This is a genomic window from Pseudomonas fragi, from assembly GCF_025426255.1.
GTDB classification, from domain to species: domain Bacteria; phylum Pseudomonadota; class Gammaproteobacteria; order Pseudomonadales; family Pseudomonadaceae; genus Aquipseudomonas; species Aquipseudomonas kulmbachensis.
On the sequence record NZ_CP104861.1, the window covers coordinates 3,236,009 to 3,249,561 of the forward strand.

General features: G+C 53.8%; 12 protein-coding genes and 3 pseudogenes. 8 read left to right on the forward strand and 7 right to left on the reverse strand.

Annotated features, from left to right (window positions below):
- Nucleotides 1-63: 63 nt before the first annotated feature.
- From N7D90_RS14850 to N7D90_RS14860, 3 genes are all read right to left on the reverse strand, one after another.
- Nucleotides 64-831: an NAD(P)-binding domain-containing protein gene (locus N7D90_RS14850; RefSeq protein WP_261738732.1), complete on the reverse strand. Its 768-nt coding sequence runs from the start codon at nt 829-831 to the stop codon at nt 64-66.
- A 406-nt stretch (nt 832-1,237) separates the two neighbouring features.
- A complete protein-coding gene (locus N7D90_RS14855; protein ID WP_261738733.1) occupies nt 1,238-1,783 on the reverse strand; it encodes a cysteine hydrolase family protein in 546 nt (181 codons plus the stop codon).
- 98 nt (nt 1,784-1,881) lie between these two features.
- Nucleotides 1,882-2,772 carry an MBL fold metallo-hydrolase gene (locus tag N7D90_RS14860; protein WP_261738734.1) on the reverse strand — a complete coding sequence of 297 codons (891 nt, stop codon included), beginning with the start codon at nt 2,770-2,772 and terminating at the stop codon, nt 1,882-1,884.
- A gap of 230 nt (nt 2,773-3,002) precedes the next feature.
- On the opposite strand from N7D90_RS14860, the gene N7D90_RS14865 reads away from it, so the two are divergent.
- Complete coding sequence (locus N7D90_RS14865) at nt 3,003-3,992, forward strand: GlxA family transcriptional regulator (protein ID WP_261738735.1); 990 nt, start codon at nt 3,003-3,005, stop codon at nt 3,990-3,992.
- 219 nt (nt 3,993-4,211) lie between these two features.
- Here N7D90_RS14865 and N7D90_RS14870 read toward each other — a convergent pair.
- Nucleotides 4,212-5,585, reverse strand: a pseudogene (locus tag N7D90_RS14870) (transposase).
- Between the two features lie 286 nt (nt 5,586-5,871).
- Here N7D90_RS14870 and N7D90_RS14875 point away from each other — a divergent pair.
- From N7D90_RS14875 to N7D90_RS14895, 5 genes are all read left to right on the forward strand, one after another.
- Nucleotides 5,872-6,213, forward strand: a complete 342-nt coding sequence (locus N7D90_RS14875; protein ID WP_261738736.1) for a hypothetical protein — start codon at nt 5,872-5,874, stop codon at nt 6,211-6,213.
- Nucleotides 6,214-6,360: 147 nt separating this feature from the next.
- Nucleotides 6,361-6,957 (forward strand): paraquat-inducible protein A, encoded by a 597-nt coding sequence (locus N7D90_RS14880; protein ID WP_261738737.1) that lies wholly within the window; start codon nt 6,361-6,363, stop codon nt 6,955-6,957.
- The gene (locus N7D90_RS14885; protein WP_261738738.1) at nt 6,954-7,598 is read left to right on the forward strand and encodes a paraquat-inducible protein A; all 645 of its coding nucleotides are present in this window, start codon (nt 6,954-6,956) and stop codon (nt 7,596-7,598) included. The genes N7D90_RS14880 and N7D90_RS14885 overlap by 4 nt, the downstream gene beginning before the upstream one ends.
- Nucleotides 7,579-9,234 carry an intermembrane transport protein PqiB gene (locus tag N7D90_RS14890; protein ID WP_261738739.1) on the forward strand — a complete coding sequence of 552 codons (1,656 nt, stop codon included), beginning with the start codon at nt 7,579-7,581 and terminating at the stop codon, nt 9,232-9,234. Before N7D90_RS14885 ends, N7D90_RS14890 begins: the two co-directional genes overlap by 20 nt.
- A 17-nt stretch (nt 9,235-9,251) precedes the next feature.
- Entirely contained in the window at nt 9,252-9,812 is a 561-nt protein-coding gene (locus tag N7D90_RS14895; RefSeq protein WP_261738740.1) for a membrane integrity-associated transporter subunit PqiC, read from the forward strand.
- 571 nt (nt 9,813-10,383) lie between these two features.
- Here the strand turns inward: N7D90_RS14895 and N7D90_RS14900 are convergent.
- The 3 genes and pseudogenes from N7D90_RS14900 to N7D90_RS14910 all read right to left on the reverse strand — a co-directional run.
- Nucleotides 10,384-10,836 carry a hypothetical protein gene (locus N7D90_RS14900; protein WP_315968165.1) on the reverse strand — a complete coding sequence of 151 codons (453 nt, stop codon included), beginning with the start codon at nt 10,834-10,836 and terminating at the stop codon, nt 10,384-10,386.
- 159 nt (nt 10,837-10,995) lie between these two features.
- Nucleotides 10,996-11,205 (reverse strand): hypothetical protein, encoded by a 210-nt coding sequence (locus N7D90_RS14905; RefSeq protein ID WP_261738742.1) that lies wholly within the window; start codon nt 11,203-11,205, stop codon nt 10,996-10,998.
- Nucleotides 11,202-11,474, reverse strand: a pseudogene (locus N7D90_RS14910) (glycoside hydrolase family 19 protein); the annotation flags it as partial. The pseudogene N7D90_RS14910 and the gene N7D90_RS14905, both read right to left, overlap by 4 nt.
- Before the next feature lie 2 nt (nt 11,475-11,476).
- On the opposite strand from N7D90_RS14910, the pseudogene N7D90_RS14915 reads away from it, so the two are divergent.
- Both N7D90_RS14915 and N7D90_RS14920 read left to right on the forward strand, forming a co-directional pair.
- A pseudogene (locus N7D90_RS14915) lies at nt 11,477-12,076 on the forward strand (tyrosine-type recombinase/integrase); the annotation flags it as partial.
- Between the two features lie 557 nt (nt 12,077-12,633).
- A complete protein-coding gene (locus tag N7D90_RS14920; RefSeq protein WP_261738743.1) occupies nt 12,634-13,455 on the forward strand; it encodes an SDR family oxidoreductase in 822 nt (273 codons plus the stop codon).
- Nucleotides 13,456-13,553 lie beyond the last annotated feature (98 nt).

Consider the following 13,553-nt stretch of genomic DNA (forward strand, 5'->3'; position numbering starts at 1 on the left):
AGAACTGGCAGTGCCGGGTGATCGTCTGCATTCGGCCAAAAGCAGGCATTGCGAACGCAGATGCTAAACGTCCTTTCTCATACGCGCGAACACCTCATCACATGCTTCTCTCCAAGCCAGCATTGCGCCATTCTTTCGAAGCTTCTCTAACCCGGCGGAAGTGAACGTACCAGGTGTTGCAATACTACCGCCAAGAACTTCCATGCTGACGTGAGGTTGGTGCCGTGCACTGGTCAGACAATCCTGCATATTGCCCATCACCAACTGTGCTGCCTGCTCATGAGAGAGGCCCTTCCCGGTAAACCACTCCTGAAGATCGCCGAGGAAGAAATAAAACCAGCCGTTCATGCACGCCGCCACAGTGGCGAGCTCAAACGCGTCCTCTTGGTCGATCACGATCAGTGACCCAAGGGCGCCGAGTAAGCTCTCATGAGGCTGGCCGCCTGGGGTCACGACAACTGTTGATTGGTTAATCTGAGCTGCATAGGACAGCATCGCCCGGACGTGCCGCGCTTTAGGAAAGTTGTGTTCCAATTCGCTGATACTCATACCCGCTACGAGCGAAACCAGCGTCTGTTCGGGCTTGAGTCGTACCTCATTGGCAAGTTGCTCAACAGCATCAGGTCGGACGCCCAGAAATAGCAGGTCGCAGTCATCGACCACACTTTGGTTGTTCTGAGCAATCTCACAGGCCCAGAGCCTGCCTAGCTCTCGGGCACGGTCATTATTGCGCGGTGAAAGCAAAATCTTCCCGGAGAATCCGCTTCGGCGCAAGCCAATCACGATCTTCTCCGTCAGTTCGCCGACACCCAGAACTCCAATGTTCAGCACTCTGCCTTCTCCTGTATTAAGCAAATAGAGAGTGTCTCATGATAACTGGAGGGCAGCCTGTCCCGAAGTACCAATCGACCCAAAGCCTCCATCCTTGGCGAATCATGACCCACTGCCCAGAGCACTTGGACAATTTTAACCCTCTGCCGCTGAATGCATCAGCTGTCCAACATGGATGGATTCGACATCACCTTCACTGGGTTCCGCCTCGAAAGAAGCGTAACAGGTTGATATGTAGCCATCGTAGTCAGCGCCCGCAGGCTGTGTGTTCGGGCACGAAGGGCTGCTTCCGGCTAAAAGCGGCCCTTCGTAAATAGATGCTTAAGACCCATAACATATGTAGAGAAAGGGTATTGGACCTGCTGGCTTTCAAGCTTATCTGACGCGAAACTGCATTAGTACGAACTCACGCCGAGAGATAATCATCCACACATTTAACCGTGCCGTACCCAAATTCAAACGCGGCCATCATCGCTGCATGCACTTGAGCGGCTGGCACGTTAACGCCATTGAATTTGAGATCCAGGGTGGCGCAAGCGTCATGCAGCACCGTAACCGGATAACCCATGTCCGCCGCAGCACGTACGACGGCGTCGATACACATGTGGCTCATTGCACCTACCACCACGATATCTTGAACATCGAAAGCATCCAGCTGCTTTTTGAGGTCAGTGCCTCTGAAGGCGTTAATGTGCTTTTTAACAATCACAGGTTCTTCATCCTCAGGGGCTACCGCTGGCTGAATTTGCGCGCCTTTAGATCCCTTTACGAAGATTGGGGCATCAGCATTATCTGATTCGTGCCGTATGTGAAAAACGGGAATACCTGTATTCCGCGCATGGTCCATGACCCGTCGAGCATTCGCCACAGCCGCCTCGATGCCGCTCAAAGGCAATTTACCAGTGGCCAGGTATTCGTTTTGCAGATCAACTACTACAAGACCTTGTTTCATGAGCGATCTCCGATCAAATCAAAGTGATGTTGCACTGAGGGCTGAGACTGCTGGTAGGTAAGAAACCTGCCCGCTACCACGGCCCAATACGGTTTAAATCAGTACTTCAGCGAAGCGCCGTCTTCCGGTATATCAACGCGACTCTCGATACCTTGTTTCTTGACGTAATTGCGCAACTCTTCACGGGTCAGGGACATATGGTTAACCGCGTCCATGTGCACTGCGACAATTTTTGCGCCTTTGGCGGTCTGTGCGGCACGCAGGACGTCCTCCTCACCCATAATGATCGCACCCTCGAACCCCGTCATTTTTGCTTTCCCTGCGTTCAGGACGATGACTTCAGGGTGATGTTTATCGATGGTCTGGTCGACCTCTTTGCGCCAGATGGTGTCGCCGGCGAGGTATAGAGACTTATAGCCTGGCGCTTGAAACACCACACCCATGGCTTCGCCCAGCGGTTTTGCGAGGGCCGGTACGGCATACATTTCGTCGGTGCCATGCTGACCACCGGTTTTGGTGATTTTGACGCCGCCGAATTCAGCTTCGTCAGTCAGTACACGTACATTTTTGAAACCCTGGGAACGAATCAGCTGTGCATCATCTTCGTGTTGAGTGAACAGCGGGATGTCTTTAGGTAGCGCTTTTTGTGCCGCATCATCCCAGTGATCAAGGTGTGTATGCGTGACGATGACTGCGTCGACACCCGAGATAACCTTGTCAGGGGATTCGGGTAGATCGACCAGCGGATTGCGAAGGTTGCTTCGGTAGGTATTTTCAAACCCGGGGTAAGCCCCTTTTTTAGCCAACATTGGATCGATCAAGAACGTGGTGTCACCGTAAGTGATTTTTACCGTGGCATTGCGAACCTGCTGCAGATCCACTTTGTGGGAGGCCTCAGGTGCCTGGGGGTTATTGGTATCCGCGAACGCCGCTGTAGCGACTGCACCGCAGGCAATGCCAAGGGCGAGAGGAAGCGCTATAAATTTCATGGAATTAATCCTGTTGGTACATCAAGGAGACCATTCTGGGCTAGCGCCTTAGAGCCCAACAGTGGCCCGAATGACATAATTAGATATAATCGGGCCAGATAATCTGTATTGTAAGGGAGGGACAAGGGTATTTGGGGCTTCCCTTGGAGTGAAAAATCCGCGTGAGCGGCCCTCCCATTCCTGTGTGTGACAGACAGTGGGCCAATACAGGATCAATTTGAGGCAGCCTGATGGAAGCCATACGTGTTGCAGTTCTAGCATTCAACGGCGTGAGCCTTTTTCACCTTTCTGTTCCTGGCATTGTATTGGGAACTGCTCAAACCGCGCCGGGTGAACCTGAATACGAGGTCAATTTCTGCGCAGAGGTGCCGGGTATGCTGAGCAGTGACCAGGGCATTGGGCTGTCTGTAACCCACGGCCTAGAACTGATGGAAGCAAGTGACGTAATTGTCATTCCCGCGTGGAGTGATTCGTCGGTCGCCGCATCTGCACAGCTTGTGAAGGCGCTGCAACTCGCCCACTCCAAAGACAAGTTGATCGTCGGGTTATGCCTCGGGGCATTTGTGCTCGGCGATGCCGGGCTGCTTGACGGGAAAGAGGCGACGACTCACTGGATGGCACGCGACGAATTCGCGCGGCGTTTTCCAGAGGTCAGTTTTCGGCCTGAAGTACTCTATGTCAGTGACGGCAACATCATGACCTCCGCTGGAACCGTGGCAGCAATTGATTGTTGCCTGCATCTGGTACGCCAGCGTCTAGGAGCTGATGTAGCCAATCGCACCGCCAAATTGCTGGTGACACCACCACACAGGCAGGGGGGCCAGGCTCAATACGTAGAACACCCTGTACCGCACCTCTCCAGCGAAACTCATTTGTCTGATGTATTGGCGTGGGCTCGCATGAATCTGGCCAGCCATCTGTCGCTAGATGTCCTGGCTGAAATCGCAAAAATGAGCAGGCGCACCTTTACCCGTCGGTTCAAGGAGGCCACTGGCACTACCGTATCCAAATGGTTAAACGCGGAACGTGTGGTCAGAGCGCAGGAACTACTCGAGACGACCGAGTTATCGATTGAATACATCGCGGGTGATGTAGGATTTGGGACGTCCCTTTCCTTAAGACAACATTTCGCAGCTCATCTAGGTACATCGCCATCTGACTATCGGAAAATGTTTTGTCTTGGAATGAATCCAAAGAATGAGTCGCCCCAAGTTTCGTAGAAACCTTTGAGCGACTGCTCATGGCCGATTGTGGTCTGGTACGAATGACTGCAATTGGCCGATTCTGTTGAAAAAGGCGGATTTTCAGTTCGCCTGAACTCAGGCACGACTACCACCGGAGAGCCTACTCACAACATTGAGTGGTTTCTCGGCCCTTCGTTGACCTTTACTCCTCTGTTATTGGGTTAATTTGAGGTTTTTTGCCTAGTGCAGGCGCACCTATCCCGTGGCAGGTGGCCCTTGAGATGTAAATTTGGCCAGTCGACGCAGGTTCTGCACCGCAGCCGCCAACGTGAACTCATCGGTCGCGCCACTCATGCCACGTAGTCGCAAGCGATCCAGTTTCAGGATGCGTTTGAGATGGGCAAACAACATTTCGACCTTCTTACGTTCATGGCGAGAGCGCTGATACGCTGGCGTCGTCGCGATGCGTCGAGCCACATCACGAGCGGCTTCATGGACGCTGCGAGCGATTTTGCGGAACGCCGTGTTCGGGCAGCACTTGGCTTTCATCGGACAGGCTACGCAGTCGCTCTGCCTGGATCGGAAGATGATCGTGTTGGCTTTGGTGACGTGTGAACGCTCGCTTTTGAAGGCTCGCCATTAGCTGCGCAATGCGTTGCCGGTCGGACAGCGGTATTCCTCAGCCTCTTCATTCCAGCGGAAATCATTGCTCGAGAAGCTGTCGTTCTTACGCTCGGTTTTGTCCCACACCGGCACATGCGGTTCGATGTCTTTTTCCTCCACCATCCAAGCCAGCATCGGCGCGGTTCCGTAAGCGGTGTCGCCGATGAGGCGTTCCGGCTTGATGTCGAACTGCTCTTCGACACGATCAACCATTGTTTTGGTGCTCTCGACCTCGGCCGTTCGATGAGCTGGTGTGGGTTCCACATCCACGATGACGCCGTGTTCGGTATCGATCAGATAGTTGGTGGAGTAGGCGAAGAACGCTGGGCCTCCAGGAGCGGCGGTCCAGCGGGCTTGAGGATCAGTCAGTGACAGGCGCTTCGGTAGCGTTTCAGCTAGAGCCTCTTCATCGAGTGCCTCAAGGTACTCACGCACTGCGCGGGTGCTCAGGGACGGATCGCTCCAGTTGACCGGTTCATCGCCCGGTACGCCGCGCTGACGACTGGCATCCGCCTTGATGATGCTGGCGTCCACGGCAAAGCCTTCGCCCTTGACCAGACCTGCGTCCATGCAGCGCCGCAGTACTTCATTAAACAACCAGCGAAGCAGATCGCTGTCCCGAAAACGGCCATGTCGTTTTTTGGAAAACGTCGAGTGATTGGGGACTTCATCTTCAAGGCTTAACCGGCAGAACCAACGATACGCCAGGTTCAAATGGGCCTCTTCGCACAACCGTCGCTCTGAGCGAATGCCGTAGCAATAACCCACGATCAGCATGCGGATCATCAGTTCAGGATCAATCGACGGACGCCCAATCGGGCTATAGAAATCGGCGAGGTAATGGCGCAGATCGCTCAGATCGAGACATCGATCAATGCTGCGAAGAAGGTGATTGGCTGGGATGTGATCTTCAAGGTTGAACGAGTAAAACAGTCGATCCTGCCCACTCGATAACTGTCCCATCATGCTGTGTGATCCCTCGCCGGCCAATGAAGCGATTTTGCCGCAGGCCAGACAAGGGAGCTACTTTTTCAACAGAATCGGCCAAAAGAAGACGCTCGCAAAGCCGTGGAAGCACGCTTGTTAAATCCTTACACTTGAAGCCAGCTACAACAGCGTACCCACCCAACCGCCCCAACGAGCTTAAAATCTGCGGTGGCGCGCTGCAGAATGCAACGTGTGCCCGATAATCCCCGAGCAGTTGTTGAGACGAACTATGCTTAATTGATCCTTCCTTCTTGAGGCGGTGAACATGCAAAAGTTATGGATGCGCTACTCGGAATTACTCGACAAGGATCTCAATGCCAAGATCTTCGACAATTTCAAAAATATGGTTCTATGCGCGCTTCTGTTTGCAGCGGGTACGAACGCTTTGCAAAGTGATCACAAGATTTTTATGAGCATCACTGCCACCAACCTGGCTGGATGGGGAGTGATCACCGTATCTGGATTACTGATGCTCCTGAACCTCAGTGATGGCATTCGCCGCCTAGCCCAACTCCGCTACCACCTCGCCTTTCAGCTTTTGATAGTGCTCGTCTATATAATAATTTCCGCACGGGTTGTGGAGATGGTCTGGAGCTTCCGCGCGTAACGGATGGAACTTTCCCAGTCCTGAGCGTTGACAAGCAGTGCGTCGACTCACAGGTTTAGCCACTATATTTTATAATATTACGCATTTTTCTAACCGTTCTATATTGGCTCACCTCAGTATTCATCGGCTTTTTGACGAGTAATATTCATGGCGAATTATGACAACCTAGTCATCTGTGAGCATTGTGACTGTGTGTATGACAAGGTTACTCTCGTCAACTATCAAACTTCCTATTGTTCGCGTTGCGATGGCGTGCTTCAGCGCTTTAACGGTCTGTCGGTGGAGCAGCGTTTAGCGTTGACCTTTACTGCTGCGGTGCTGTGGATTTTCGCCAATTTCTATCCGGTCATGAGCATCAACCTGCAAGGCCTGAAAAGCAGCGCCACGTTATGGGATTCGGTACTGGCACTCAGCGTAGGGCCGATCACGTTCATCGCGTTGGTGGCGGCGATTGCCATCATCATCGCACCAGTTTTTCAGCTGCTTTTATTAATGTGGGTCTTGAGTTTCGCACTTGCAAACAGACGTTCGCCGGCGTTTAAGTCGTGTATGCGCTGGCTGGAAACCCTTCGTCCCTGGAGCATGCTGGAAGTCTGTCTGCTGGGGGCGATGGTGGCGGTGTTCAAACTCGCAGGATTACTCGATGTGCTGCCAGGTATCGGCCTGTTTGCCCTGGCGGTCCTAAGCCTGATGATGATCCGTCTTGCCGGGCGCGATATCCGTGATCTGTGGGGCATCCTATGAATACGCCACCGACAGCCAGCGAACTCAACCTCTGCTTGTGTCACACCTGCGGCTTGGCTTGTGACTTGAGCAATCGTGCACATCAATGCGAACGATGTGACGCTCCGCTGCACTACCGAAAAATCAATTCTCTAACCCGAACCTGGGCATACCTGCTGGCGTCGCTGGTGTTTTATATCCCCGCCAATCTGCTGCCGGTGATGAATACCACCATGCTCGGCTCCGGAGCCGACAGCACCATCATGAGCGGTGTGCTGGAGTTCTGGCAGCACGGTGCCTGGGACATTGCCTTAATTATTTTCATTGCCAGCATCGCCGTGCCAGGTATCAAGTTCGTCGCCCTGACGTTGCTGCTGGTTACCGTGCAGCGCAACAGCCAATGGGCGCGCAAGGAACGATCAAAACTTTACCGTTTCGTCGAGCTGATCGGCTATTGGTCGATGCTGGACGTGATTGTCGTCGCGCTGGTGGCAGCATTGGTGAAATTCCAAGCGCTGGGCGATATCGAGCCGCGCGTGGGCATTCTATTTTTTGGCCTTGTGGTGATATTCACCATGCTGTCGGCGATGAGTTTCGATCCACGCCTGATCTGGGATACCCCACAAAACAAGGAGCAAATGGATGACGCTGAAAGCCACTGACGGGCCGAAACTCCCGGGCAAAGCCCCCATCAAAACCCGACGCTTCAGTGTATCGCTGGTGTGGATCGTTCCGATCGTTGCGGTGCTCGTGGGGATCTCGCTGGTGGTGCACAGCTTGATGCAGGAAGGACCGACCATCACTCTGAACTTCAAGACCGGCAGTGGTCTGACGGCTAACAAAACCGTGGTCAAGTACCGCAACGTGGTGATCGGAACAGTGTCCGACGTGGAATTGAGCGACGACCAGAAGAGTGTCAACGCCACCATCAAACTGGTCAAACAAGCGGAAAGTTTTACCCGCGAAGATTCGCAATTCTGGGTCGTGCGACCGCGTATCGGAGCTGGCGGCGTCTCGGGCATCGATACCCTGCTCTCCGGTGACTACATCGGTGCGGATATTGGCCAGTCGAGCGCCCGGGCGAAAAAGTTTACCGGCCTGGAAAACCCGCCGCCGATTACCTATGGCGAGCCGGGCAAACGCTTCACCCTGCGCACCCAGAACCTGGGATCTGTGGACATCGGTTCGCCGGTTTATTACCGCAAAATCCCTGTTGGCCAGGTGGTCGCCTATGCCTTGGACGCCGATGGTAAAGGGGTGAATATCGAAGTGTTTATCCACGCCCCGAATGATGCCTACGTCACCGAAAACACTCGATTCTGGAATGCCAGCGGGATCGACGTGAACGTGGGCGCAAACGGGTTTGCGGTGAAGACCGAGTCGCTGTCGTCATTGCTGGTGGGGGGCATCGCCTTCCGTGCTCCGGAATACAGCCCAAACGACCAACCTGCCGGAGAGGAAAAAGCCTTTGACCTGTTCGAAGACCAGCAAACCGCCCTCGCTCCGCCCAGCGGCAAGGCGCAGTACTTGAGTTTGCGTTTTGATCAGTCCTTGCGCGGACTTAAGGTCGATGCGCCAGTGGAGTTTCTCGGCATTGAATTTGGAAAAGTAGTATCGGTCAACCTCGATTTCGACGTGAAAAAGCGCAGCTTTCCGGTCAATGTCGGCATAGTGATCTACCCGCAACGCCTAGGTCAGGCCCACCTTAAAATGCTTGAGGCCTTAAAGCACGACCCAAATGACGAAGCTGCTGGCATCAAGCTGATAGGTACCTTCATCGAAAACGGCCTGCGCGCACAGGCCCGCAGCGGAAACCTGTTGACCGGCCAGCTGTACATCGCTCTCGACTTCTACCCAAAGGCGGAAAAGGTCGTGTTCGACTCGACTGCCCGCCCTGCCACCATCCCAACCATTCCTGGCAGCTTGGAGCAGTTGCAGGAGAAACTGGAAAGCATGGTCAACAAGATCAATCAGTTGCCCATCGAGCGAATCGCCGGGAACCTCGATAGCAACCTCGTCGAACTGCGTAAGGGGTTGACTCAATTCAACGCAAAAACCCTCCCCGGTGTGCAAACCACCTTGGCGGACGTCAGCAAAACCCTGCAATCGGCCAGTTCGACCTTGGCCGAAGACTCGCCGCAACGGGAACAGTTGACCCAGACCCTCGACGAACTCGGCCGAATGTCGCGCTCCTTGCGAGAACTCTCAGATTACCTCGGCAGGCATCCGGAATCGCTGCTACGCGGTCGTCCCGATAATGCCCCGCCGATGGATTTAAAGGCGCCACCGCGTAACTGACCATAGGAGCAACATTCATGTTTTTGCCACTAAAGATCAGCCTGTTAACAGCGTTGCTGCTGCTCGCGGCTTGCCGCAGTGACCCGATTCAATTTCACACCCTGATGCCAGCTCATCTGAGCGGCAACTCAAGGTCAGGCGCAGCGGATATCCAAATTGTAGGCATTAGCGTGCCACCCCAGGTTGATCGTCCGCAGATCGTTATCCGGCAGGGAAACAGTGGCCTTGCGATTCTGGAAACCCAATGGTGGGCGGCGAGTCTAGTCGATGAATTGCGCAGTGCGCTGGTTGGTCAATTGACTAACAGTACGCCCAGCCGCAAGTTTTCGGTGCGACTGGACGTGCAGCGCTTTGACTCGATACCTGACCAGTACGCCTTGCTAGACGTGAAATGGCGCTTGCGTACAACAGGCGGCAACGATTCTTCGCTGATGACATGCCGAACGACCCTTCGTTCGCCAACTGGACCTACCATCGATGACTTGGTAATGGCCCACCAAAACAACGTAAAGCGCCTGGCCGCCATAATCAGTGAGGCTTCCGGCAGAACATCTACCGACTGCCCCCTCGATCGGTAAAAATCTTTTAAAGCAGCTAACGACTGACGGATGGATTTAAACGGGCGGTCAGGTTCAATGTTTATCGACCTGCCCGTTGCTCTGCTCAACGGCTAGATATGGAGGCAATCTCGATAGGTTGCGGGGTCCAATTTGCAACCGATGCGAAGCATTTACGATCTCGGCGATTAGATGGGGTAGATATCTACTGTCACTAGCAAAGTCCCTAGATCCGATGTCGATTCATTGACGTGGGCCGCGCCCAGCACTGTTACGGCAGCGAACGTAACTAGCGCGCAGATTGGTATCTGTTTCATACCATTCCTTTGAATTTTGAGGGGTGATAATCTTATTTCTGGCGAAGCGGTGGTTCAGCTTATTGACCTTCGACACTATAGTAAGAGTCCTAGACAATGTCCGCTTTTGGCCGGTAGTTGCCTTTCGTAACAGGCAACTACCGGCTATAAGTAGTTACTCCCATTTTCGTGGACTGCTTGATGGTATCGTTTCTGTCTGCCACGAGGGGTTGAAATCTGCCAAGAGCTGGTCTTCGAGGGTACTTATTAAATCAGCGGCGATTCAACATTTTCAATTAATACTGCTTTGTTGCGCTGGCTATACGCCGGTACCTACGCAACTCCCGATAAGCGCTGCGGATATCCAGAAAAAATATCTCTGCGCTGCGCCAGAGCAGCATCCACACCGTAACGGTAAATACTGCCACCGGGATGGTGCTTTCAATGTCTAGAGCATTGCCTATCAGCCCCACCGCCAGTGCCAGGCCCAGGAGTGTCAGCGCTTCCAACTGTAGGATGAGAATATCCCCTCTGACTTGCTCGCTCTTTTCTGCAAAGGTATTGCTGATAGCTTGCTGTAGGCGTTCTCGCTCATTTTCGGGGCAGCTGATCTGCAGGCACAGTTTGGGGTAGTACCAGGCACTATCCAACAGGTAGTCCGCCAGCTCCGGGCTTAGTTTGGGTGCGTCCGGCGAGGCAAATGGATTGAGGTAATCATGGGTGATCGTCAAATCGATTTTTTTGAGCATTACGAACTTTGGCCTGGTTGAGTTGTGGTCGGAGGCTTCAGTGATCCAAATAAAGCTAGTCCAAGATAGCTGTTTTGCTTTGTTGGCAGTCACTCGCGCTGTTGTAGGAGCGGATTTATTCGTAATGCGTTGGCTGAATGTGCACCTCGACTGCCTCCATCAACGCTGATTGTTATCGTTCTCTGCCAGGATTTGCGCGGAGTTGGCATTGGCCAGATTTATGCACTCGGTTTGGTAGGCAGCTTCCTTGTCGACCAGCTGCTGGCTGTAGGCGTTGGCCTGCCACGCCCGTGCGGCCCACGCGCTGCCCGCCATAAGGGTTAGGCCCACCAGCAGCACCCCGCTCCACTTCACCGCATCGATCTTCACGCCAATACCTTAAGCGCACGGGCATACAGCACCTGCCGATCGGCCGCGCCGTTCTGGCCACCATTGATACGTTGGGTGATCTTGTCGAACTGGCCAGCGTCGGCAAGGGTGTTGAGCCCCTTGGTGGCCCAGAACCATGCCGCTGACATGCAAGCATGTTGTGGCTTTTCCAGCAGCTCGGGCTGCTTGAGCAGATCCAGTGCCAGCGCTTCACTGCAGGTCATGTAGTTGGCCCGGCCGGTGATCTGGATCAGGCCACGACCGCGATACACAACGCAAACGCCATACCGTGGAAGGCCTGAAGGCAATCAGAGAGGTGGCCCCACCCTGGCTGCGCAACGCCATCGACTTGGCACTGATCACTGCTCAGCGGCGCTCCGACACTCTGGACATGCGCTTTGATGGCGTTCGGGATGGCTTCCTGTACCTGGTACAAAAGAAGACAGCCAAGGCCAGTGATACAGCGTGGATTCGTTTCAAGGTGACTGACGAACTGCAGACCGTCATAACCCGCTGCCAGGACAACATCGCCTCCCCTTTCCTGATTCATCGCAAACCGCAACGACTGCTGCAGAAGCAAGCGCAGACTAAAGAGCACTGGACGAAGGTTGAGGATCGCTTTCTAACGCGCTCTTTTAAAGAGGCGCGGGAACTTGCTGGCTGTTATGCGGAATGGAAAGAAGAGGAAATGCCGGGCTTTCACGAAGTGCGCGCGCTGTCGCTGCACCTGTACAAAAGAGCTGGTAAAGATGGCCAGACCATTGCGGGCCATGCAAGCGAGACCATGCCCAAGAACTACCAGAAAGACCACGCCGATGTAATCTGGTCGGATGCGATTCCAGACCTGAATATCAGCGAAATTACCGGTTAGTTTTGCGCCCATTTTGCGCAAGGCAGAAACGAGAAAGGGAATCAAAGGCCTAAACCCTTGACTCCCTAACAGAATATGGTCGGGACGGAGTGATTCGAACACTCGACCCCTAGCACCCCATGCTCGATCTTAGATCGCCATAAGTCATTGTAATTAAAGAATAAATATCTTCATCAAGGGTGGCAAAGTTAACGGCTTTTCGTACATTAGCAAACGATAAACCGTGGCCTCCAGGGTAGGTTTTGCGCAGATTTTGGTATGCATCCACCCTATGCTTTATTTCCAGATACTCAGAACTGGCAATGCCGGGTGATCGTCTGCATTCGGCCAATAGCGGTCGCCCATGAACGACCACTTCCGACCCATTGCAGCCGTTAACCAACGCCTGAATGGAAGCTGGTCGGCACAATACAGAGGCAACCAACAAGCTTTCAGAATTTGGTGACCCAAAGCCCTGCTGCAACAGCAGACGTTTTTCTCAGGCGATAGCACGGCATAGGGCATAGACTGTTTTTTCATGCTTTTTGCACACGCCTCAGCCAGGGACTTCATCATTTATGGACAATAAACTAACTTCCAAAATCGCAATTATTACAGGGGCGGCTCAAGGAATTGGCGCCGCGATTGCACGCCGCTTCGTGCAAGAGGGCTGCTTTGTTTACGTCACCGATATAAATAACGAACTCGGCAGAGCTGTCGCAAGCTCACTAGGTGATCGCGCCTGTTATTTGCGCCTGGATGTGCGGTGCGAAGAAGATTGGCAGCGGGTGACAATGCAGGTCTTGGAGGAGCGCGGCAGCTGGAACGTCTTGGTGAACAACGCGGGTATTACCGGATTTGAGCAAGGCGCCGTGCGGCATGATCCGGAACATGCGCGACTGGAGGACTGGCACGCGGTGCATCACACCAACCTCGACGGTGTATTCCTGGGTTGTAAGTACGCCATTCGTTCCATGCGCCATTCAGGGGCCGGATCCATTATCAACATCTCCTCTCGCTCCGGCCTGATCGGTATTCCAGGCGCCGCAGCCTACGCGTCGTCCAAGGCTGCCGTTCGCAATCACACCAAGACGGTGGCGCTTTACTGCGCCGAGCAAGGACTGACGGTTCGGTGCAACTCGATTCATCCGGCAGCCATCCTCACACCCATATGGGAGCCCATACTGGGTACTGATACAGGTCGTGATGAGCGAATGGCCGCCCTGGTTCGAGACACTCCGCTGAGACGATTCGGGATGCCCGAAGAAGTGGCAGCCCTGGCCCTGTTACTCGCCTCGGATGAAGCAACGTACATTACCGGCAGTGAGTTCAACATTGACGGAGGCCTGTTGGCAGGGTCGGCCGTGATGCCAACGGTAGTGGAAGACAGCGGAACCTAGCTCAATAGAATTGCGCGATTGAAGGGCCACTTCTGGCCGAAAGCAGACTACCGGACCGATGAGATCAGTCGAAGCCCTCTCCTCGTAACGAGATCCAA